The organism is Streptomyces sp. NPDC025806 (genome assembly GCF_055558275.1).
On the sequence record NZ_JBVHMU010000003.1, the window covers coordinates 244,614 to 266,612 of the forward strand.

A 21,999-nucleotide genomic window follows, 5' to 3' on the forward strand; every position below is an offset into this window, starting at 1 on the left:
AGCTCCGGCCGGGGGCGGGGGGGGCGGGGGGGGGCCGGCCGCGCCGGCGGCCCCCCCCCGCGGCCCCCCCCCCCCCCCCCACGGCGGGGGGGGCGCCCCCCCCCCCCCCCCGGGGGGCCCCCCGACCCCTGTCTTACATGCGTATCGGTAGAGGAACCGATTTCTGTCAAGGGCTTGACGCCATGGGCCCCTTCAGCGGAGCTTGGAGTTCATAACTTGTACAAGGCCCGGTCACTGTCCGTGTGACGCGGGCCACGGACGGCTCATTTACGGGGGCCGCCCGCCAAAGGGCTAAAGGGTGGGATGAGTCAATGGAGACTCCGGGGTCGCAGTCGTCGCTGCACCGGGCCAATCTGGAGCGGGTCGTGCGCGCCGTGCGCCTCGCGGGATCGCTCACACAGGCCGAGATCGCCCGCACGACGGGCCTGTCGGCGGCGACCGTCTCCAACATCGTCCGGGAGCTCAAGGACGGGGGGACGGTCGAGGTGACGCCCACCTCGGCCGGCGGGCGCAGGGCCCGCAGCGTGTCGCTCAGCGGCGACGCGGGCATCGTCATCGGCGTCGACTTCGGCCACACGCACCTGCGCGTCGCGATCGGCAACCTGGCCCACCAGGTGCTCGCCGAGGAGGCGGAGCCGCTGGACGTCGACGCGAGCGCCGCGCAGGGCTTCGACCGCGCCGAGCAGCTGGTCGAGCGCCTGGTCGCGGCGACGGGCGTGGACCGTTCCAAGGTCGCGGGCGTCGGACTCGGCGTCCCGGGCCCGATCGACGTGGAGAGCGGCACGCTCGGCTCCACGTCCATCCTGCCGGGCTGGACCGGCACCAAGCCCGCCGAGGAGCTGGGCCGCCGCCTGGGCGTGCCCGTGCACGTCGACAACGACGCGAACCTGGGCGCCCTCGGCGAGCTCGTCTGGGGCAGCGGGCGCGGGGTGCGGGACCTGGCGTACATCAAGGTCGCCAGCGGTGTCGGTGCCGGTCTGGTGATCGACGGCTCGATCTACCGCGGCCCGGGCGGCACCGCGGGCGAGATCGGGCACATCACGCTGGACGAGTCGGGTCCGGTCTGCCGCTGCGGCAACCGCGGCTGCCTGGAGACCTTCACGGCGGCCCGCTACGTGCTCCAGCTGCTCCACTCGAGCCACGGCACCGATCTGACCATGGAGGGCGTCGTACGGCTCGCCAGGGACGGCGACCCGGGCTGTCGTCGGGTCATCGCCGACGTGGGCCGTCACATCGGCTCCGGCGTCGCGAATCTGTGCAATCTGCTGAACCCCTCCCGGGTCGTCCTCGGCGGCGACCTGGCGGAGGCCGGGGAGCTGGTCCTCGGCCCCATAAGGGAGTCGGTGAGCCGCTACGCGATCCCGAGCGCGGCGCGTCAACTCTCAGTGCTGCCAGGGGCGTTGGGCGGTCGCGCGGAGGTTCTCGGGGCGCTCGCCCTGGCCCTCAGCGAGATGGGGGATTCAACCCTTTTGGACGGGACCGCGTCCGCGCCCACACCTGCCTTCACTTAGAGAACGCATGACACCGTTGCCATCTCGTTAAGGATTTACTCCTTGACGATGGGGTTGCGGCCGAGTTGACTTCCGGCTACCTCGGCCGCAATGTCGCGGCCTCGTCAGGGAGGTTTCTGAAGTGAACACGCGTATGCGTCGTGCCGCCGTTGCGTTCTGTGCCACCGCCATGGCCGTGTCCCTCGCCGCCTGTGGCAGCGCGAAGGAGTCGGGCGACAAGAGCGACACCGAGAAGACCGCCGGCAAGAAGGGCGACGCCATCACCGTCGGCCTGCTGCTGCCGGAGAACCAGACGGCTCGCTACGAGAAGTTCGACAAGCCGATCATCGAGAAGCAGATCAGCGATCTGACCAACGGCAAGGGCAAGGTCGAGTACCTCAACGCCAAGCAGGACGCGAGCCTGCAGTCGCAGCAGATCGACACGATGATCACCAAGAAGGTCGACGTGCTGATCCTCGACGCGGTCGACTACAAGGCCGTCGCCAGTGGCGTGAAGAAGGCCAAGGACGCGGGCATACCCGTCGTCGCGTACGACCGCCTGGCCGAGGGCCCCATCGCCGCGTACACCTCCTTCGACAACAAGGAGGTCGGCAAGACGCAGGGTGAGGCGCTGCTCAAGGCCATGGGCGGCGACGCCAAGCCGAGCAGCAAGATCGTCATGATGAACGGCGCCGTCACCGACCCGAACGCCAAGGACTTCAAGGACGGCGCGCTCTCGGTGCTCAAGGGCAAGGTGGACATCGCCAAGTCCTACGACACCAAGGAGTGGAAGCCGGAGAACGCCAACGCCAACATGGAAGGCGCCATCTCCGCGATCGGCAAGGACAAGATCAAGGGCGTCTACTCGGCCAACGACGGCATGGCGGGCGGCATCATCACCGCGCTCAAGGCCGCGGGTCTGAGCAAGCTTCCCCCGGTCACCGGCCAGGACGCCGAGCTCGCCGGCGTGCAGCGCATCGTCACCGGCGACCAGTACATGAGCGTCTTCAAGTCGTACCCGCAGGAGGCCGAGACCGTCGCCAAGATGGCCGTCTCCATCGCGAAGACCGGCAAGGTCGACAGCGCCCTGAAGGCCGGCACGGTCGACAGCGGCACCGACAAGGGCATCCCGTCGGTCATCGTCCCGGTCGTCTCGCTGACCCAGGACAACATCAAGGACACGGTCGTCAAGGAGGGGTACTACACCCTCGGCGAGATCTGCACGGCCAAGTACAAGGCCGCCTGCGACAAGATCGGCCTGAACTAACCGGTCCGGCGCCCACGCGCCCCCTGAACGTCCGGCGCCCCGCCGCCGACAGCCCCGCAAGCTCACGGCGGGGCGCCGGACGAACACCCCCCTCTCAGACTTCACTTCTGTACAACCTCCCGCCGGGTCAGGCCTTTGGCGGCGAAGGAGATGGTTCACGTGTCCGCTACGCCCGTGCTGGCGTTGCGCGGGGTCTCCAAGCGATTCGGTGCCGTCCAGGCGCTCACCGACGTAGAGCTTGAGGTCCACGCCGGTGAGGTGGTCGCCCTGGTCGGCGACAACGGTGCCGGAAAGTCCACCCTGGTCAAGACGATCGCAGGCGTGCACCCCATCGATGACGGCGTCATCGAGTGGGACGGCAGGGCCGTCGCGGTCAACAAGCCGCAGGACGCCCAGGGTCTGGGCATCGCCACCGTCTACCAGGACCTCGCGCTCTGCGACAACATCGATGTCGTCGGCAACCTGTTCCTGGGCCGCGAGATCAAGCGCCGCGGTGTCCTCGACGAGGTCGAGATGGAGCGCCGCTCCCGCGAGCTGCTCGAGACCCTGTCGATCCGCATCCCGAGCGTGCGCATCCCCATCGCCTCGCTCTCCGGCGGTCAGCGCCAGGTCGTGGCCATCGCCCGCTCCATGCTCGGCGAGCCCAAGCTGGTGATCCTGGACGAGCCCACCGCCGCCCTCGGCGTCGAGCAGACCGCACAGGTGCTCGACCTCGTGGAGCGGCTGCGCGAGCGCGGCCACGCCGTCATCCTGATCAGCCACAACATGGCCGACGTGAAGGCCGTGGCCGACAAGGTCGCCGTCCTGCGCCTGGGGCGCAACAACGGCGTTTTCGAGGTCAAGAGCACCTCGCAGGAAGAGATCATCTCCGCCATCACCGGCGCCACGGACAACGCGGTGACCCGACGTGCGGCGCGCACCAACGGGGAGGCTCAGAAGTGAGCGTCGACAAGACCAACCCGAGCCTCGACAAGACCCCGGGGACCGTGGACGCGGCCCCGGCCGCCGCCGGCGCGTCCGTCGCGGCCGTCGACCCCCGCCTGCTCGTGCGCGAGCAGGGCTTCGCCGGCTACCTGAGCGAGTTCAAGCGGAAGATCAAGGGCGGCGACCTCGGCGCGATACCGGTCGTCACCGGCCTGATCGTCATCTGCGCGATCTTCCAGAGCCTGAACTCGGCGTTCCTGGGCGCGGAGAACCTCAACAACATCTTCGTCGCCATGGTCGCCACGGGCATGATGTCCGTCGGCATCATCTTCGTGCTGCTGCTCGGCGAGATCGACCTGTCGGTCGGCTCCGTCTCCGGTGTCTCCTCGGCGATCATGGCCGTGATGAGCATCACCCACGGCGTCAACGAGTGGCTCGCCGTGCTCACCGCCCTCGCGGCGGGCGCCGTCATCGGCGCCGTGCACGGCTTCTTCTTCGCCCGCGTGGGCGCCCCCGCCTTCGCCGTCACGCTGGCCGGCCTGCTGTTCTGGAACGGCTTCATGCTCCAGATCCTCGGCTCCAACGGCACGATCAACATCGACAGCGACGGCGTCGTCGGCAAGCTCACCAGCTACTACTTCTCCGACGTCGCCGCCGCCTACGGCCTGGCCGTCGTCGCGGTCCTCGCCTACTTCGTGCCGACGTACCTGGGCAACCGGCGCCGCGCCCTCGCGGGCATCCCGTCCCGGCCGCTCAGCGACATCCTGATGCGCACCGTGCTCCTCGCGATCGCCGTCTTCGGCGTCGCGGTGATCTTCAACCAGTACAAGGGCCTGCCGCTCGCGGTGCTGCTCTTCGGCATCGTCCTGGTCGGCAGCGACTTCCTGCTGCGCCGCACCGCGTACGGCCGCAAGGTCTTCGCGCTCGGCGGCAGCGTCGAGGCCTCCCGCCGCGCCGGTATCAACGTGACGGCGGTGCGGGTCTCCGTCTTCGCCATCGCGGGCCTGTTCGCGGCGGTCGGCGGCCTCTTCTGGGCCTCCAAGATCGCGGCGGCCAACCAGAGCGCCGGCTCCGGCGACCTCCTGATGAACGTCATCGCGGCGGCCGTCATCGGCGGCACCAGCCTCTTCGGCGGCCGCGGCCGCACCTGGAACGCGCTGCTCGGTGTCCTCGTCATCACCTCGATCCAGTACGGCCTGGCCCTCCAGGGCATCGCCACGCCGATCCAGTACATGATCACCGGTGGTGTGCTTCTCGCCACGGTCGTCATCGACTCGATCACCCGCAAGACCCAGAAGTCGGCCGGTCGCGCCTGACCGCCTGACCTGGCAGACCGTGCCCGGCGTCGACGAGGACGCCGGGCACCGTCGCGTCCGGGGGACACCCCCCGAACGCCCGGCCCGCCCGCCACCCCCGGCGGCGGAACATTAGACTCGACGGACCCGGCAAGCTCGGACAGGCCTGCCAGCTACACACCGCTCTATTGCAAGGAGGCACGGGTGCCGCTGCTGACCCGCATCACGGGACCGCGCGATCTGGACCGGCTCAGCCTGGAGCAGCTGGACCAGCTGGCGGGAGAGATCCGGACCTTCCTCGTGGACGCGGTTTCGAAGACCGGCGGCCACCTCGGCCCCAACCTCGGCGTCGTCGAGCTGACGATCGCCCTGCACCGCGTCTTCGAGTCCCCCAAGGACAAGGTCCTGTGGGACACCGGCCACCAGTCCTACGTGCACAAGCTGCTCACCGGCCGCCAGGACTTCTCGAAGCTGAAGATGAAGGGCGGCCTGTCCGGCTACCCCGCGCAGGCCGAGTCCGACCACGACCTCATCGAGAACTCGCACGCCTCCACCGTCCTCGGCTGGGCCGACGGCCTCGCCAAGGCCAACGAGCTGCGCCGCGCCGACGACCACGTCGTCGCCGTGATCGGTGACGGCGCCCTCACCGGCGGCATGGCCTGGGAAGCGCTCAACAACATCGCGGCCGCCAAGGACCGCCCCCTCGTCATCGTCGTCAACGACAACGAGCGCTCCTACGCCCCCACGATCGGCGGCCTCGCCAACCACCTGGCCACCCTGCGCACCACGAACGGCTACGAGCGCTTCCTGGCCCGCGGCAAGGACATCCTGGAGCGCACCCCCGTCGTCGGACGGCCGCTCTACGAGACCCTGCACGGCGCCAAGAAGGGCCTCAAGGACTTCATCTCGCCCCAGGGCATGTTCGAGGACCTCGGCCTCAAGTACGTCGGCCCGATCGACGGCCACGACATCGAGGCCCTGGAGTCCGCGCTGACCCGCGCCAAGCGCTTCGGCGGCCCCGTGATCGTGCACTGCCTCACCGAGAAGGGCCGCGGCTACCGCCCGGCCGTCGAGGACGAGGCCGACCGCTTCCACGGCATCGGCCCCATCCACCCCGACACCGGCCTGCCGATCAAGGCGTCCGGCGCCGACTGGACCTCCGTCTTCGGCGACGAGATGGTCCGCCTCGGCCGCGAGCGCGAGGACATCGTCGCGATCACCGCCGCGATGCTCCAGCCCGTCGGCCTGAAGAAGTTCGCCGAGGAGTTCCCCGAGCGGGTCTACGACGTCGGCATCGCCGAGCAGCACGCCGCCACCTCCGCGGCCGGCCTCGCCGCGGGCGGCCTGCACCCCGTCTTCGCCGTCTACGCGACGTTCCTCAACCGCGCCTTCGACCAGCTCCTCATGGACGTGGCCCTGCACAAGTGCGGCGTCACCTTCGTCCTGGACCGGGCCGGCATCACCGGAACGGACGGTGCCTCGCACAACGGCATGTGGGACATGTCGATCCTCCAGGTCGTGCCCGGCATCCGCATCGCCGCGCCGCGCGACGCCGACCAGGTCCGCGCCCAGCTGCGCGAGGCCGTCCAGGTCGAGGACGCGCCGACCGTCGTGCGCTACTCCAAGGGCGCCGTCGGCCCCGCCGTCGAGGCCGTCGGCAAGGCCGGCGGCATGGACGTCCTGCGCGAGCCCGGCAGCGACCGGCCCGACGTCCTGCTCGTCTCCGTCGGCGCGCTCGCCCCGATGTGCCTGGAGATCGCCGACCTGCTCGACAAGCAGGGCATCACCACGACCGTCGTCGACCCCCGCTGGGTCAAGCCGGTCGACGAGGCCCTCGCCCCGATGGCCGAGCGCCACCGCGTCGTCGTCACCGTCGAGGACAACTCGCGGGTCGGCGGCGTCGGCTCCGCGATCGCCCAGGCGCTGCGCGACGCCGGCGTCGACGTGCCGCTGCGCGACTTCGGCATCCCGCCGCGCTTCCTCGACCACGCCTCCCGCAAGGAGATCATGGCCGAGATCGGCCTGACCGCCCCGGACATCGCCCGCCAGGTCACCGGCCTCGTGGCGAAGCTGGACGGCCGCTACGAGCGCGAGACGGCCCCCGCCGTGGAGCCCGCCCGCGACTGACCCGCACCCGCGCACGCCCCCGGGCCGGCCGGACCTCCACAGGAGGTCACGACCGGCCCGATCGTGTGAAAGGACCCGGTCTCGACGCGCGCCCGCCGCCGACTGCCCCAATCATGGGCGTACGGCCATGGGTACGGAGGTACGCCGATGAGCGTCGACCAGCAGTCGAACGGGAACGGGAACCGGTCCCTGTTCCGGACCAAGACGGTCGAGCAGTCGATCCGCGACACCGAGGAACCCGAGCACGCGCTCAAGAAGTCCCTCTCCGCCTGGGACCTGACCGTCTTCGGCGTCGGCGTCATCATCGGCACCGGCATCTTCGTGCTCACCGGCAAGGTCGCCAAGGAGAACGCGGGACCCGCGACCGCGCTGGCCTTCGTCGCCGCCGGCATCGTCTGCGCGCTCGCGGCGCTGTGCTACGCCGAGTTCGCGTCCACCGTGCCGGTCGCCGGATCGGCGTACACCTTCGCCTACGCCTCCATCGGCGAGCTGCCCGCCTGGATCATCGGCTGGGACCTGGTCCTGGAGTTCGCGCTCGGCACGGCGGTGGTCGCCGTCGGCTGGTCCGGCTACGTGCGGTCCCTGATGGACAACATCGGCTGGCACCTACCGGCGTCGCTGGAAGGGCCGGACGTGCCGGGCGGCACCTTCGACATCCTGTCCTTCCTCCTGGTGCTGGTCCTGACGGCGGTCCTGGTCCTCGGCATGAAGCTGTCCGCGCGGATCACCGGCCTGGTCGTCGCCATCAAGGTCACCGTCGTGATGATCGTGATCGTCGCCGGCCTGTTCTTCATCGTCGGCGACAACTACAAGCCGTTCATCCCCAAGGCCGTCACCCCGGAGACCGGCGGCTCCTGGGAGACCTCCCCCCTGGTCCAGCTGATGTTCGGCTACGCGCCCACCAACTTCGGCGTCATGGGCATCTTCACCGCCGCGTCCATCGTCTTCTTCGCCTTCATCGGCTTCGACGTCGTGGCCACCGCGGCCGAGGAGACCAAGCTGCCCCAGCGCGACATGCCTCGTGGCATCCTCGGCTCGCTCCTCATCTGCACCGTCCTGTACGTGGCCGTCGCCCTCGTCGTCACCGGCATGGAGCACTACACGAAACTGTCCGTCAGCGCCCCGCTCGCCGACGCGTTCAAGGCCGCCGGGCATCCCTTCTACGCGGGCGTGATCAGTTTCGGCGCCGCCATCGGCCTCACGACGGTCTGTCTGATCCTGCTGCTCGGCCAGACCCGCGTCTTCTTCGCGATGAGCCGCGACGGACTGCTGCCCCGCTTCTTCTCCAAGACCCACCCGAAGTTCCGCACCCCGTACCGGCCGACCATCCTGCTCGGCGTGATCATCGCGATCGTGGCCGGCTTCACCAGCATCAACGAACTGGCGACGCTGGTGAACATCGGCACCCTCTTCGCCTTCGTCGTCGTCGCGGTCGGCGTGATGGTCATGCGCCGCACCCGCCCCGACCTGCCCCGCGCCTTCCGCACCCCGTGGGTCCCGGTCCTGCCGATCATCTCCATCGCCGCGTCCCTGTGGCTGATGCTGAACCTGCCGGGCGAGACCTGGCTCCGCTTCGGCGTGTGGATGGTCATCGGCATGGTCGTCTACTTCCTCTACGGACGCCGCAACAGCCGCCTGAACCCCGGCAAGCGCTGATCGCAGAAGCGTTCGACGCGTGCCTATGATGTGCGCGTCGAGCGGGGATGCCGTGCAGTCGACGCGGCGGGAACGGGAAGGTGAACCCAGCCATGCGGAGGAGGGGGACGGACTCCGCGGGCCTAGCCCGCGCCGTCGACGGCGCACCCGCCGGAGATGCCAAGGACGCGATAGGGCACCCGCTCTCGGGGACGGCCCGTGGCCGCTGGCTCACCCGGGGCAAGGACGGCCGGCTCACCCTCCACGCGCCCTCCGACGACGGGTTGCTGCGCTGGACCGAGCGGCGGCCCGGCGGCCCTGAATGGACCGGCCCCGACTTCTTCCCGGCCGAGCACCTGACCGACCACGTGATCGCGCAGGGCGCCGACGGGATCGTGCACCTCTTCGCCCGGCGCCCGCGCGCCGACGACCCCGGCGTCGAGATCGTGCACGCCATCCAGTACCAGTCCGGACGCCCCGTCACCGAGTGGCGCTCGCTCGGCAATCCGTACCGCACCGCGGAGAACGGCCGGAAGGCCGGCGTGCCCACCGCCGCCGTCGACACCCGGGGCACCGTCTTCGTCTTCCTGCGCAACGCGGGGCGCGGGCTGCAGCTGCGCCGGGAGCAGAAGGACGGCAGGTGGGGGCGCTGGGAGGACCTGCGCGGCTCCCGGCTCGGCGACGGCCCGGTCCCCGCGGCCACGTCGGACGGGCACGTGGAGGTCGCCGTGCCCTCCGAAGGGGGCGTACGCCACTGGGTCCAGGACGTTCCGGACGGCACCCTGAGCCCTGTGGACGCCCCGCACGCGTGCGGGGCGCTGGCCGGGTCCGGCACGGCCCTGGAGACGGGCCCCGGGCGCCTCACGTACTACTGGACCGACCCGGACTCCGCGTCGGTCGTGGCCCAGCGGCGCGGCGGGCCCGCCGTACCGCTCGGCGGCTCGCCCGGCGACGGCGCCCTCGCGGCCCTGCGCGCCCGCGTCGACGGCCAGGACTGCACGGTCCTCGCCCAGCGCGGGGCGGCCGGCACGCTGCTGCTCGGCGTCTGCGCCACCGAGGCCGAGGAGCACGGCATGTGGTGGTCCGACACGGGGGTGGCCTGCACCGGGGACCCGGCCCTGGTGCTCGACGCCCTCGGCCGCGTCGTCGTCGCGATCCGCGGCGCCGACGGGGCGCCGCGCCTGACCCGCCAGGACCCGGACGGGCCGGGCCTCACCCTGTCACCCCACTGGCGGCGGCTCTGAGGGCCGCACGGTGCGTGGCCCCACGGTCCGCGCACCCAGCACCTCCACCCGGGAGCGCAGTTCGCGGTCGGCGGTGACCACGGTGCAGGGCCCGCCGAGCCGTTCCACGAGTTCCACGATGTGGTCGTCCCCGCTGCCCGGCGCCGACTCCACCCGCACCCCGGGCACGGACTCGACCCCGCGCGCGGCGCCCTCGACGACCAGGATCACGTCGGTTCCCGGATGCTCGGCCGCGTAGTCCACCAGGCGGTCGCGGAGCCGGACCGCGGCGCCCTTGCGGTCGCGCCACCACCCGTCGGGGACGGACCCGACCACGTTCGCACCGTCCACCACCAGCGTCGTCATGACAGGCCGTCCCCTGCGCGCCACAGTCCGGCGACCCGGCCGAGCGCGGTGACGGCGCGGGCGGTGAGCCCCTCGTCCGTGCGGATCCGGTTGCTCAGCTCGACGTGCAGGAACGGCACCCCGTCCGCCGACGCCGCGCGGCCCTGCACATTGGTCCGGCCTTCAAGGGGGCAGGAGCGCGCCCAGGCCCGGCAGACGGCGAAGCCCTCGTGCCGCAGCGCGTCCGCGAGCCGGCGGCCCTCCGGGCGGGCGACCGAGCCGCTGCCCGTCGAGGCGATCACGTCCTCGCCCGGGGCGGAGGAGTCGGCGAACCCGTGCACCTGCACCGCGGGGAGCGAACGGCCCGCCAGCTCGTCGACGATCGCGTCGAAGACGGTGTCCCGGCGGTGCGCGACGTCCGCCGCGTCCGCGGCACCGGCTTTGCGATGCGCGCCTGCAATCAGCAGGATGCCGCCCGGCGTACCGCGCAGGACCCCGACGCCGACCCGCTCCGTGCCGCGGTCGGCGACCGGGTGCGGGACCTGCACCGTCCAGCGGCGGTTCGTCGGTGTGCCGTCGTCCGCGACGTACAGCCGGCCCCAGCCGCGCGGCGCGGGCCCCTCGTCGGAGCGGTCGGCGATCTCCGTGTACCGCTTCCCCCGCGCGGTGTCGACGACCGTGCGGAGCGTGAAGTCCTCGTCGGACAAGGCCTTTTCGGCCTGCTCACGCCGTCCGTCGAGCAGCAGGCCGACGGCGTGCGCGAGCGCGGTCCGGTCGCGCCGGGTGGGCGGGCGGTACCCCGTGTCCGGGCCGAAGCGCGCCGTCCAGTCCGTCACCCGGGTCAGCAGATCGGTCCCCGTGCGGGCGCCGGTGTGGGCGTCCGCGGTGTCCCCGGCGTCGCCCCGGCCACCGGCGCAGGCGGTGAGCAGGGCGCCCGCGGCGACGGCAAGGCCGAGGATTATTGCAATTGTTACCGTATTCGTCCGGTTGGCCGTCATAGTTGTATAAAGATAGCTCGGTGATCAGACGTCCTCGCTCCGCCTCCCGTCGCCGCCGCTTCGGCATACCCGGCGCCGCTCTCACCGTCCTCCTCGCGGGCACCGCGGCCTGCGGGCCGTTCGGTTCGGACGACGACGAGGCCGCTGCGGGCGGCAAGCCGACCTTCACCGTCGCCGCCGCCGGTGACATCCTCATCCACCCCCAGCTCACCGAGCAGGCCCGCAAGGACGCGATCGTGACGGGCAAGGGGGAGAAGGGGCTCGACTTCGGCCCGATGATGGCCGGTGTCCAGCCCGTCATCAGCAGGGCCGACCTGGCGATCTGTCACTTCGAGCCGGTCGCGGGCAGGCCGGAGGGCCCCTTCGAGAGCTTCCCCGCCTTCCGGGTGCCGCCGCAGATCGCCACGACGATCAAGGACATCGGCTACGACACCTGCTCCACCGCCTCGAACCACACGCTGGACCACGGCGCCGCCGGCGTCGTGAACACCCTGAACGTGCTGGACGCGGCGGGCCTGAAGCACACCGGCTCCGCGCGCAGCGCCGCCGAGGCCGCCAAGCCGCTGATCATGGACGTCAAGGGCGTGAAGGTCGCCCAGATCGCCTACGCGTTCGGCTTCAACGGGAACGAGATCCCCAAGGACAAGCCCTGGCTGGCCAACCAGATCGACCTGGACCGGATCGCCGCCGCGGAGAAGCGGGCCCGCGCGGCCGGGGCCGACGTCGTGATCCTCTCCATCCACTGGGGCCGTGAGAACCAGCCGAACCCCAGCCGCTCCCAGCTCCGGCTCGGCCGCCAGATCGCCGAGCGGACCGGGATCGACCTCGTCATCGGCCACCACGCGCACGTCGTCCAGCCGATGGAGAAGGTCGACGGCACCTGGATCGCCTACGGGCTCGGCAACGAGATCGCCCGGCACGACGTGCCCACCGGCCTGACCGAGGAAGGGGTCATCGGCTGGTTCGAGTTCACCCGCGACGGCGAGGACTGGGACGTCCGGGCCAGGTACGTGCCGACGTTCACCGAGATCCCGCCGGACCCGGACGAGGCGGGCAAGCTGCCGGAGGGGGCCGTCGCGGACCACCGGCTGATCGACGTGGCCGCCGCCCTGCGCGACGACCGCGAGCTGACGGCGCAGCAGCGCGCCCGCTACCGCCTCGCCTTCGAGCGCACCGAGGGCACGATGATGAACCGCGGGGCGGCCAAGGACGGCCTGGCTCCGCTGGAGAGCCTGCCGGAGTGAGCACGGGGCCCTCCCGGCCCCGGTCGTGACCGGTTCTGATCGCCAAACGTCCGCTTCTGCGTGACTTGGCTCACGTCTACCTACTTCTTGTACAACCCTTGCCCGGCTCTGGAAGTCGAACCTCCGGTTCCGGAGGTCGGACCTCCGGATCGTTCCGCGCGTGCCCGCGCTCCCGTGCGCACGCGGGGTCCGTCCTGCTTTCCGTCAGTTCCCTGATCAGCCAGTTCCCCGAGAAGACTTCCGTCAGTTCCCGAGAAGAGGAGCCCTCCGTTGGCCGCTTCGCGCACGAAGCGGCGGCACAAGGTCCGCCGACGTGCCGACATGTCCCTGCTGGGTGGCATACGTCCCCCCATCGCCGTGCTGTCGGCCCTGCTCCTCGCTCTCGCGGGCATCACCGCCCTCACCCTCGGACGCGTCTCCGACGACCGCGTGCCGAAGGCCGTCATGACGTCCCAGCAGCACTTCGCCGAGGACGGCGCCATCGCCCTGCGCGCCTCCGTCGACGAAGGCGTCACCGACCTCACCCGGACCGCCGCCCTGTTCAGCGCCGGTGACCCGGTGCCCGCCGACGCCGTCCTCGACAAGATCGGCAACGTCTACCAGAAGTGGACCGGCAGCGCCGTCGTCGAGATCCAGTCCGGCAAACTCCTCGCCGCCCGCGGCGAGAACGTGCCGCTGACCGCCGTCGACCGCACCAAGCTCTCCGCCGAGAACGGCCTCGCCCCGCGCATGGTCCGCCTCCAGAACGGCGAGACCCGGCTCCTCTCCTTCGCCCTGCTGACCTGGAAGGGACAGCCGCAGCAGCTGCTCGTCACCTCCACCAGCCTCAAGTTCCCCGGCATCAGCCTCGGCAACTTCCGCTCCATCGCGGTCATCGACGCCACCGGCGCCGTACTCAGCAGCGACGGCATCCCCGAGCCCGAGCAGGTCCTCACCGACCTCCAGCGCGCCGAGGTCAAGGAGTCGAACCGCCAGCTGAAGGCCTTCGCCGCCACCGCGGCCGACCGCGCCGGCCAGCACCCCGTCAAGTCCAAGGCCCCCGGCTCCGGCGGCTACCTCGGCGTCAGCGGCAGCCTCACCGGCGACCGCTACCTCGGTGAACGCCAGATCGCCGGCTACGCGTCGCTCGCCGCGGCCGAACCCGGCGAGTCCACCGTCGCCACCGGCCTCGGCCTCAGCGTCGTCGCCATGACGAAGGTCGCCGAGGACCCGAAGGTCACCACCAGCCCGGTCTTCGGACTCCTTGCCGCGGCGGCGCTCCTCGTGGTCGGCGGCCTCGCCGTCGCCTTCCTGCTCGGCACCGTGCAGCGCCCCCTGCTGCGGCTGTTCCTGGAGAGCCGCCGCATCACCCGCGGCGACCTCACCCGCCCGGTCACCGTGCCCCGGCGCGGCGAGGCCGCCCGGATCGGCGCCGCCCTCGAACGGCTGCGCCGCCAACTGCTCGGCGAGAGCCCCGAGGCCGGCGCCGGCCAGGCCCCTGCCGGGCACCGCCGCTTCGGGGCGCGCGCCCTGCTCGCGGTCGCCGCCGTGTTCCTGCTCGTGTGGAGCGGCCCGCTGCTGCTCCTGCTCAACCGGGCCGGGGACACCGTCGTCGTTCCCCAGCAGATGGTCAACGACCAGCGCGAACGCACGGACACCCTCAGCGACCGGGTGCGCCGCGCCCTCAACGAGGGCCACGCCGACCTCGCGTCCGTGGCCTCGCTGCTCGGCGACCGCACCCGGCCGTCCGAGATGACCGAGGTGCTCCGCCAGACCATGAACGAGCACCAGCGCTACGACGCCCTGTACGTCCTCGACGCGCACGGCGCCGTCGTCGCCAAGGCCGGCGGCGACGTCCACAGCCCCGCGGGGAAGGCCCCCTCGACCCGGCCCATCCGGGTCCTCGACGACCAGGGCAAGAAGCCGGTCGTCGTCGGCACCGCGGGACTGCCCGGCCGGGGCGGCGGCGCCGTCGTCGGCGAGTTCCGCCTCGACTTCCTGAACGCGCTGCTCAAGCGGCCCGGCCTCGGCGACGTCCGCGTCGTCGACGACCGGCGCCGCGTCATCGGCGGCAACACCGGCTACCTCGCCTTCCAGAAGCTGCCCGGCAGCCGCCTCGACGAACTCGTCGAGGGCACCAACCAGAAGGTCGGCCTGAGCGCGCGCCCCAGCGGCGTCCTGTTCCGCGACGGCGGCGACATCCGTATCGCGGCCGCCGCCCCGTTCGTCGGCGGCGGCGCCGCCAAGGAACTCGGCTGGACCGTCGTCAGCTGGCAGCCCGCCTCCGGCCTCGCCATCCCCGAGTACACCCGGCAGAACCGCACGGTCCTCGCCGGACTCCTCGGCATCACCGCCGCCGCGGCCTGCCTCGGCTGGCTGCACATCGTCGTCGTCCGTCCCCTGCGGGCCCTCGCCCGGCAGGCCGAGGAACTCGCCGACGGAGACCGCAAGACCGTGCTGTTCCCCCGCCACCACGACGAGGTCGGCGCCGTCACGCGCAGCCTCGAACTCGTACGGCAGCAGTTGGAGGAACAGCGGCACCAGCAGCGACGGCCGGGCGGCGCGCCACGCAGCCCCGCCGGAGCCGGAAGGAACCAGTAACCACCGTGCTCTTCCTCTACGTCGTGCTCGTGGTGTGCGGCGCCGTCCTGCTGATCGCCGGCGTGATCGAACAGCGGCGCCACTTCACCAACCTCGACCACATTCCGACCCGCGTGCTCGTCAACGGCATCCGTGGCAAGTCCTCCATCACCCGCCTGTGCGCGGGTGCCCTGCGCGGCGGCGACCTGACGACGGTCGCCAAGACCACCGGCACCGCCGCCCGCTTCATCCACCCGGACGCCACCGAGGAGCCGGTCTACCGCAAGTTCGGCATCGCCAACGTCGTCGAGCAGATCGGCATCGTGCGGCGCGCCGCCGCCTACCACCCGGACGCGCTCGTCATCGAGTGCATGGCGGTCATGCCGGCGCTCCAGGAGATCAACCAGTCCAAGCTGATCCGCTCCACGATCGGCGTGCTGTGCAACGTCCGCGAGGACCACCTCGCCGAGATGGGCCCCACCCTCGACGACGTCGCCCGCTCCCTGTGCCGCTCCATGCCGGAGAACGGCATCTGCGTCACCGCCGAGGTCGACCGCTTCCACATCCTCCAGGAGGAGGCGGACGCCCGGAACTGCCGGCTGGTCTACGCCGACCCGGAGATGGTCACCGACGAGGAGCTGCGCGGCTTCAGCTGGTTCACGTTCAAGGAGAACGTCGCCATCGCCCTCGTCGTCGCCGACCTCCTCGGGGTCGACCGGGCCACCGCCCTCCAGGGCATGTACGACGCCCCGCCGGACCCGGGCGTCCTCTCCGTGGAGCGCTACCGCACGCCCGACGGCAAGAAGCTCCGCTTCGCCAACGTCTTCGCCGCCAACGACCCCGAGTCGACGCTGATGAACATCAACCAGCTGCTCGACCTCGGCGCCGTCCACCGGCCGCTCAGCGTCGTCATCAACTGCCGCCCCGACCGCGTCGAGCGCAACGGGCAGATGGGCGAGATCATCCCCGAGCTCGACCCCGAGCACGTCTTCGTCATCGGCCACCCCGCCAAGTCCGCGATCGACGCCATCCCCGCCGCCTACCGCGACCGGGCCGTCGACCTCGGCGGCGACCGCCGCGACCCCGACGAGTTCATGGGACAGCTGCTCGGCCGCCTCGGCTCCGACTCCTCGCTCGTGGCGATCGGCAACATCCACGGCCAGGGCGAGCACCTCCTGGAGTACCTCGCCGAGCTCCCCGCGGACGAAACCGCCGACCCCGCCGACCCCGCCGAAGGCGCCACCGCCGACCCCGCCGCGCCGCACCGCGAGCACGTGGAGACGGTCCAGCTGTACGCCCCGCGCATCGACCCGTACCAGCAGTACCCGCAGGCGTACGAGACGCGGTACGCGACGCCCCCGGCGGTGCCGGTCCAGCGCGACGCCCGGAACCCGTACCCGCAGCAGCAGACGCACCAGCAGCAGTACCCCCCGCAGCAGAACCAGGGCGCCCACCCGGAACCCGTCGCCCCGCGCGGCCTGTTCGAGCCCGTGGTGCCGCCCGTCCCGCCCGCCGACGCGCACGACCCGTGGCACGACTCCGCAGGAGAGCAGCACCGTTGATCCCCTCCGTCCTCACCCCCGAGATCGCCGCGGTGGGCATCGCCATCGGCCTGCTGTTCTCCCTGGTCTGCTACCTGACCACGAACCTGTCGCCCGGCGGCATGATCACCCCCGGCTGGCTGGCCCTCACCCTCGTCGAGGACCTCCAGCGCGCCGCGATGGTCGTCGGCGTCACCGTCCTCACCTACGCCGGCACCCTGCTGATGCAGAAGTTCGTGATCCTCTACGGCAAGCGGCTCTTCGCGGCCGTCGTGCTGCTCGGCGTCACCCTCCAGGCCACGGTCATGATCGTGCTCTCCTTGGAGTTCCCGCTCATGTACGCGAACCAGACCCTCGGCTTCATCGTGCCCGGCCTCATCGGCTACCAGCTGGTGCGCCAGCCGAAGGGACCCACCCTCCTCGCGACCGGCTCCGTGACGCTCATGGCGTACGTCGTCCTGACCGCGGGCATTCTCCTCGGCTTCATGCCGTCCGCCTGACCGCCGACCCTTCGACTGCGACCGGAGCAGACCTCATGGCCCCCAAGAAGAAGCGCCCCGTCCTGCACGCCGTCACCGTGCTCGCCCTGCTCGGCGCCAGCGGCTGGCTCACCGTCGAGCTGAAGAAGGACGAGCAGGCCAAGGCGCCCGCCGTGCAGGCCGTCACCGACTCCCCGCAGCTCCAGTCGAGCACCGGGCAGAAGGGCGGCAAGCAGACCTGGGAGCGGCTGAAGAACCCCGAGCGGACCGTGCTGCGCGGCGAGGCCGGCCAGGTGCTCGCCACGTTCACCGACGGCGCCCGCACCGCCACCCTCAAGGGCCCCTCCCGCACCTTCAGCGAGCCCGCCAACACCAAGTCCCGCGTCGTGACGGAGGACTGGGTGCGGCTCATGCCGGAGACCTGGCGCAAGGGCGCCGAGAACGAGAAGTGGTTCAAGGACTGGTTCAAGGAGTTCTACGGCAGCGAGGAGGACGACATCTTCGCGTACGCCTTCCAGTACGTGGAGGGCGCTCCGGTGAAGAAGGACGACGAGGGACTCCAGTACGCGGGTGACGCGTTCTTCGGCCCGTTCAAGGAGGACGGCGTCGACCGCCTCGAACAGAACGACTTCTACGACTACCTCGGCACGCCGTACACCTTCCGCGACGGCACCACCCTGCAGGCCCACCAGGAGCGCCTGCGCTCGCTCGACTGCTCCGGCTTCATGCGCATGATCTGGGGCTACCGGGGCCGCTTCCCGCTGGCCGCCACCAACAAGATCGGCGACGGTCTGCGGCGCACCGCGGACGGCATGGCCCGCTCCGACATCGGCGTCGACGTCATCAAGCTCCAGGGCCCCGCGCCCTGGTACACGCGCCCGAAGAACATCGACGTCGTTCAGCCCGGCGACCTCCTCTTCTTCAAGATGGACCACCGCACGGGCAACCACATGGACCACGTCGCCCTGTACCTCGGCACGGACACCGACGGCCACCGCGTCTTCATCTCCAGCCGCAAGGAGGTCAACGGGCCGACCATGGGCGACAAGGGCGGCGCCTCCCGCATCGACGGCAACGGCTTCTACGCCGGCCTGCTGCGCAGCGCCAAGCGCCTGTAACGGCCCGCAGGACGACGCGCGAAAAGGGGCGCGGGGGACCGAGGATCAGCAACAACTGATCCGCGGTCACCCGCGCCCCTCAGCCATGTGGCCGGTGGGCCGGCGACCCGCTACGCGGGAACGCTGGCGACGCCCGCCTCCAGGAACTTCTTGCCGTTGACGCGCTCGGAGACACCCTCACGGTCCAGGTACGGCGTGATGCCGCCCAGGTGGAAGGGCCAGCCCGCACCGGTGATGAGGCAGAGGTCGATGTCCTGTGCCTCGGCGACGACACCCTCCTCCAGCATGAGCCCGATCTCCTGGGCCACCGCGTCGAGCACGCGGTCGCGGACCTGCTCCTCGGTCAGGACGACGTCGCCCTGCTTCAGCAGCGCGGCGACCTCGGGGTCCAGCTCCGGCTTGCCGGAGTCGTAGACGTAGAAGCCACGCTTGCCCGCCTTGACGACGGCCGCGAGGTTCGGGGAGACGGTGAAGCGCTCCGGGAAGGCGCGGTTCAGGGTCTCGGAGACGTGCAGACCGATGGCCGGGCCGACGAGCTCCAGGAGAACCAGCGGCGACATCGGCAGACCGAGCGGCTCGACGGCCTTCTCGGCGACCTCGACCGAGGTGCCCTCGTCGATGACGTTCTGGATCTCGCCCATGAAGCGGGTGAGGATGCGGTTCACGACGAACGCCGGGGCGTCCTTCACGAGAACGGCGGTCTTCTTCAGCTTCTTGGCGACACCGAACGCCGTGGCGAGCGCCGCGTCGTCCGTCTGCTCGCCGCGCACGATCTCCAGGAGCGGGAGGATCGCGACCGGGTTGAAGAAGTGGAAGCCGACGACCCGCTCGGGGTGCTTCAGCTTCGACGCCATCTCGGAGACCGATAGGGACGAGGTGTTGGTGGCGAGGATCGCGTGCGCCGGGGCGACGGCCTCGACCTCGGCGAACACCTGCTGCTTGACGCCGATCTCCTCGAAGACGGCCTCGATGATGAAGTCCGCGTCGGAGAAGCCCTCGGCCTTGTCCAGGACACCGGAGACCAGGCCCTTGAGGCGGTTGGCCTTGTCCTGGTTGACGCGGCCCTTGGCGAGCAGCTTGTCGATCTCGGCGTGGACGTAGCCCACACCCTTGTCGACGCGCTCCTGGTCGATGTCGGTCAGCACGACCGGCACCTCCAGGCGGCGCAGGAACAGCAGGGCGAGCTGCGAGGCCATCAGACCGGCGCCGACGACGCCGACCTTGGTGACCGGGCGCGCCAGGTTCTTGTCCGGGGCGCCGGCGGGGCGCTTGGCGCGCTTCTGCACCAGGTTGAACGAGTAGATGCCGGCGCGCAGTTCGCCGCCCATGATGAGGTCGGCGAGCGCCTTGTCCTCGGCGTCGAACCCGGCCTGCAGGTCACCGTCCTTGGCGGCGGCGATGATCTCCAGGGCGCGGTAGGCGGCCGGGGCCGCGCCGTGCACCTTGGAGTCGGCGATGAACCGGCCGCGCGCGACGGCCTGGTCCCAGGCCTCGCCGCGGTCGATGCCCTCGCGCTCGACCTTGACGTCACCGTTCAGGACGTTCGCCGTCCAGATCAGCGACTGCTCCAGGAAGTCCGCACCCTCGAACAGCGCGTCCGCGATGCCGAGTTCGAAGACTTGCTTGCCCTTGAGCTGCTTGTTCTGGTTCAGGCTGTTCTCGATGATGACCGAGACGGCCTTGTCGGCGCCGATCAGGTTCGGCAGCAGCGCGCAGCCGCCCCAGCCGGGGACCAGACCGAGGAAGACCTCGGGCAGCGAGAACGCGGGCAGCGCCTTGGAGACGGTGCGGTAGGAGCAGTGCAGACCGACCTCGACGCCACCGCCCATCGCGGCACCGTTGTAGTACGCGAACGTCGGCACGGCGAGATCCGAGAGGCGCTTGAAGACCTCGTGGCCGCCCTTGCCGATGGCGAGCGCGTCGTCGTGGTTCTTCAGCAGCTCGACGCCCTTGAGGTCGGCGCCGACGGCGAAGATGAACGGCTTGCCGGTGATGCCGACACCGACGATCTCACCGGCCTTGGCCTCCGCCTCGACCTGGTCGATCGCGACGTTCAGGTTCGCCAGCGAACCCGGGCCGAAGGTGGTCGGCTTGGTGTGGTCGAAGCCGTTGTCCAGCGTGATGAGGGCGAAGCGGCCCGCACCGTGGGGCAGTTCGAGGTGCCGTACGTGCGCGGACGTGACGACCTCGCCGGGGAACAGCTCGGCCGCACCCTTCAGAAGCTCGGCGGTGGTGCTCACTTGTCCCCCTCGAAGTGCGGGTTTTCCCAGATGACCGTCGCGCCCATGCCGAAGCCGACGCACATGGTGGTGAGGCCGTAACGGACCTCGGGCTGCTCCTCGAACTGGCGGGCCAGCTGCGTCATCAGACGGACGCCGGAGGAGGCGAGCGGGTGACCGAAGGCGATGGCGCCGCCGTACTGGTTGACGCGCGCGTCGTCGTCGGCGATGCCGTAGTGCTCCAGGAAGGCGAGCACCTGCACGGCGAAGGCCTCGTTGACCTCGAACAGACCGATGTCCGAGATCGACAGGCCGGCCTTGGCGAGGGCCTTCTCCGTGGCCGGGATCGGGCCGTAGCCCATGACCTCGGGCTCGACGCCGGCGAAGGCGTAGGAGACGAGGCGCATCTTGACCGGGAGGTTGTTCTCCCGGGCGAAGTCCTCGGAGGCGATGATCGAGGCGGTGGCGCCGTCGTTGAGACCCGCGGCGTTACCGGCCGTGACACGGCCGTGCGTGCGGAACGGCGTCTTGAGCCCGGCGAGGTTCTCGAGCGTGGTGCCCGGACGCATCGGCTCGTCGGCGGTGACGAGACCCCAACCGGTCTCGCCGACCTCGGCGTTGGTGTTGCGCACGGAGATCGGGACCAGGTCCTGCTGGATCTTGCCGTTCGCGTACGCCTTCGCGGCCTTCTCCTGCGAGCGCACGGCGTACTCGTCGGCGCGCTGCTTGGTGATGGTCGGGTAGCGGTCGTGCAGGTTCTCGGCGGTCATGCCCATGAACAGGGCGGACTCGTCGACCAGCTTCTCGCTGACGAACCGCGGGTTCGGGTCGACGCCCTCACCCATGGGGTGGCGGCCCATGTGCTCGACGCCACCGGCGATGACGGCGTCGTAGGCGCCGAACGCGATGGAACCGGCGGTCGTCGTCACGGCGGTCAGCGCGCCGGCGCACATGCGGTCGATCGAGTAGCCGGGGACCGACTGCGGCAGCCCGGCCAGGATGCCGGCCGTGCGGCCCAGGGTCAGACCCTGGTCGCCGATCTGCGTGGTCGCGGCGATGGCGACCTCGTCGATCTTGGCCGGGTCGAGGGCCGGGTTGCGGCGCAGCAGCTCGCGGATCGCCTTGACGACCAGGTCGTCGGCCCGGGTCTCGTGGTAGATGCCCTTCGGGCCCGCCTTGCCGAACGGGGTGCGGACGCCGTCGACGAAGACGACGTCCCTGACGGTACGAGGCACGATGGCTCTCCTCCAAGATGCGGGACGGCACTGCCGCGGCGCGCACCTGAGCGCGCGCTCACCCCTTCATGCTACTTGTGAGTAACCATGCTGCCCAGCCCCCGCGCCCGGAGCGGCGAACGTCACACTTCCGCTGGCCGCTCGGGACGGGTCCCGCCTCCTCGTGTGCGGGGTTCTGTTGGTCGGGCGGCTGCGGCTCTCGTTGTGGCTGGTCGCGCAGTTCCCCGCGCCCCTGGAAGGCAGCGGCTTCGCCGCGCCTTCCCCAGATGAAAGGTGCCCTGCGCCTTTGTCGGGGAGATG

16 protein-coding genes are annotated in these 21,999 nt (G+C 70.9%); 12 read left to right on the plus strand and 4 right to left on the minus strand.

Translation table 11 applies throughout. The features are described 5' to 3' along the window. Positions 1-311 precede the first annotated feature (311 nt). The 7 genes from ACZ4E1_RS08190 (at position 312) to ACZ4E1_RS08220 (ending at position 9,982) form a co-directional block, all read left to right on the plus strand. The gene (locus tag ACZ4E1_RS08190; protein WP_467536987.1) at positions 312-1,511 is read left to right on the plus strand and encodes an ROK family transcriptional regulator; all 1,200 of its coding nucleotides are present in this window, start codon (positions 312-314) and stop codon (positions 1,509-1,511) included. 121 nt (positions 1,512-1,632) lie between these two features. After that, a complete protein-coding gene (locus ACZ4E1_RS08195; RefSeq protein ID WP_467536988.1) occupies positions 1,633-2,757 on the plus strand; it encodes a substrate-binding domain-containing protein in 1,125 nt (374 codons plus the stop codon). Positions 2,758-2,907: 150 nt separating this feature from the next. After that, the gene (locus tag ACZ4E1_RS08200; RefSeq protein ID WP_467536989.1) at positions 2,908-3,699 is read left to right on the plus strand and encodes an ATP-binding cassette domain-containing protein; all 792 of its coding nucleotides are present in this window, start codon (positions 2,908-2,910) and stop codon (positions 3,697-3,699) included. Then, positions 3,696-4,997 carry a sugar ABC transporter permease gene (locus ACZ4E1_RS08205; RefSeq protein ID WP_467536990.1) on the plus strand — a complete coding sequence of 434 codons (1,302 nt, stop codon included), beginning with the start codon at positions 3,696-3,698 and terminating at the stop codon, positions 4,995-4,997. The genes ACZ4E1_RS08200 and ACZ4E1_RS08205 overlap by 4 nt, the downstream gene beginning before the upstream one ends. Positions 4,998-5,180: 183 nt before the next feature. Then, positions 5,181-7,103 carry a 1-deoxy-D-xylulose-5-phosphate synthase gene (gene dxs, locus ACZ4E1_RS08210; RefSeq protein WP_467536991.1) on the plus strand — a complete coding sequence of 641 codons (1,923 nt, stop codon included), beginning with the start codon at positions 5,181-5,183 and terminating at the stop codon, positions 7,101-7,103. A 147-nt stretch (positions 7,104-7,250) separates the two neighbouring features. Beyond that, the gene (locus ACZ4E1_RS08215) at positions 7,251-8,759 is read left to right on the plus strand and encodes an amino acid permease (RefSeq protein WP_467536992.1); all 1,509 of its coding nucleotides are present in this window, start codon (positions 7,251-7,253) and stop codon (positions 8,757-8,759) included. Positions 8,760-8,851: 92 nt separating this feature from the next. Next, a complete protein-coding gene (locus ACZ4E1_RS08220; RefSeq protein ID WP_467536993.1) occupies positions 8,852-9,982 on the plus strand; it encodes a PLL family lectin in 1,131 nt (376 codons plus the stop codon). Here ACZ4E1_RS08220 and ACZ4E1_RS08225 read toward each other — a convergent pair. Together ACZ4E1_RS08225 and ACZ4E1_RS08230 are read right to left on the minus strand one after the other, a co-directional pair. Further along, on the minus strand, positions 9,959-10,327 hold the full coding sequence (locus tag ACZ4E1_RS08225; protein WP_467536994.1) for a PIN domain-containing protein: 369 nt from the start codon (positions 10,325-10,327) through the stop codon (positions 9,959-9,961). The two genes, ACZ4E1_RS08220 and ACZ4E1_RS08225, sit on opposite strands and share 24 nt — an antisense overlap. Then, positions 10,324-11,304, minus strand: a complete 981-nt coding sequence (locus tag ACZ4E1_RS08230) for a hypothetical protein (RefSeq protein ID WP_467536995.1) — start codon at positions 11,302-11,304, stop codon at positions 10,324-10,326. The genes ACZ4E1_RS08225 and ACZ4E1_RS08230 overlap by 4 nt, the downstream gene beginning before the upstream one ends. Positions 11,305-11,324: 20 nt before the next feature. Between ACZ4E1_RS08230 and ACZ4E1_RS08235 the strand changes: the two genes are divergently transcribed. From ACZ4E1_RS08235 to ACZ4E1_RS08255, 5 genes are all read left to right on the plus strand, one after another. Beyond that, positions 11,325-12,548: a CapA family protein gene (locus ACZ4E1_RS08235; protein ID WP_467536996.1), complete on the plus strand. Its 1,224-nt coding sequence runs from the start codon at positions 11,325-11,327 to the stop codon at positions 12,546-12,548. A 321-nt stretch (positions 12,549-12,869) separates the two neighbouring features. Further along, the gene (locus tag ACZ4E1_RS08240) at positions 12,870-15,128 is read left to right on the plus strand and encodes a HAMP domain-containing protein (protein ID WP_467537593.1); all 2,259 of its coding nucleotides are present in this window, start codon (positions 12,870-12,872) and stop codon (positions 15,126-15,128) included. A gap of 5 nt (positions 15,129-15,133) precedes the next feature. After that, the gene (pgsB, locus tag ACZ4E1_RS08245; protein ID WP_467536997.1) at positions 15,134-16,669 is read left to right on the plus strand and encodes a poly-gamma-glutamate synthase PgsB; all 1,536 of its coding nucleotides are present in this window, start codon (positions 15,134-15,136) and stop codon (positions 16,667-16,669) included. Then, positions 16,666-17,148 carry a poly-gamma-glutamate biosynthesis protein PgsC/CapC gene (locus ACZ4E1_RS08250; protein ID WP_399130199.1) on the plus strand — a complete coding sequence of 161 codons (483 nt, stop codon included), beginning with the start codon at positions 16,666-16,668 and terminating at the stop codon, positions 17,146-17,148. Before pgsB ends, ACZ4E1_RS08250 begins: the two co-directional genes overlap by 4 nt. 35 nt (positions 17,149-17,183) lie before the next feature. Then, complete coding sequence (locus ACZ4E1_RS08255; RefSeq protein ID WP_467536998.1) at positions 17,184-18,245, plus strand: NlpC/P60 family protein; 1,062 nt, start codon at positions 17,184-17,186, stop codon at positions 18,243-18,245. A gap of 110 nt (positions 18,246-18,355) precedes the next feature. Here ACZ4E1_RS08255 and ACZ4E1_RS08260 read toward each other — a convergent pair whose 3' ends face one another. Together ACZ4E1_RS08260 and ACZ4E1_RS08265 are read right to left on the minus strand one after the other, a co-directional pair. Beyond that, positions 18,356-20,485, minus strand: a complete 2,130-nt coding sequence (locus tag ACZ4E1_RS08260; protein ID WP_467536999.1) for a 3-hydroxyacyl-CoA dehydrogenase NAD-binding domain-containing protein — start codon at positions 20,483-20,485, stop codon at positions 18,356-18,358. Next, the gene (locus tag ACZ4E1_RS08265; RefSeq protein ID WP_467537000.1) at positions 20,482-21,699 is read right to left on the minus strand and encodes a thiolase family protein; all 1,218 of its coding nucleotides are present in this window, start codon (positions 21,697-21,699) and stop codon (positions 20,482-20,484) included. Before ACZ4E1_RS08265 ends, ACZ4E1_RS08260 begins: the two co-directional genes overlap by 4 nt. Between the last annotated feature and the right edge of the window lie 300 nt (positions 21,700-21,999).

Bases quoted from the DNA above. Each gene is read 5' to 3' on its own strand.
- ACZ4E1_RS08190 (WP_467536987.1), top strand. From the start codon at position 312: ATGGAGACTCCGGGGTCGCAGTCGTCGCTGCACCGGGCCAATCTGGAG.
- ACZ4E1_RS08200 (WP_467536989.1), top strand. From the start codon at position 2,908: ATGGTTCACGTGTCCGCTACGCCCGTGCTGGCGTTGCGCGGGGTCTCC.
- ACZ4E1_RS08215 (WP_467536992.1), top strand. From the start codon at position 7,251: ATGAGCGTCGACCAGCAGTCGAACGGGAACGGGAACCGGTCCCTGTTC.
- ACZ4E1_RS08220 (WP_467536993.1), top strand. From the start codon at position 8,852: ATGCGGAGGAGGGGGACGGACTCCGCGGGCCTAGCCCGCGCCGTCGAC.
- ACZ4E1_RS08225 (WP_467536994.1), bottom strand. From the start codon at position 10,327: ATGACGACGCTGGTGGTGGACGGTGCGAACGTGGTCGGGTCCGTCCCC.
- ACZ4E1_RS08230 (WP_467536995.1), bottom strand. From the start codon at position 11,304: ATGACGGCCAACCGGACGAATACGGTAACAATTGCAATAATCCTCGGC.
- ACZ4E1_RS08240 (WP_467537593.1), top strand. From the start codon at position 12,870: ATGTCCCTGCTGGGTGGCATACGTCCCCCCATCGCCGTGCTGTCGGCC.
- ACZ4E1_RS08255 (WP_467536998.1), top strand. From the start codon at position 17,184: ATGGCCCCCAAGAAGAAGCGCCCCGTCCTGCACGCCGTCACCGTGCTC.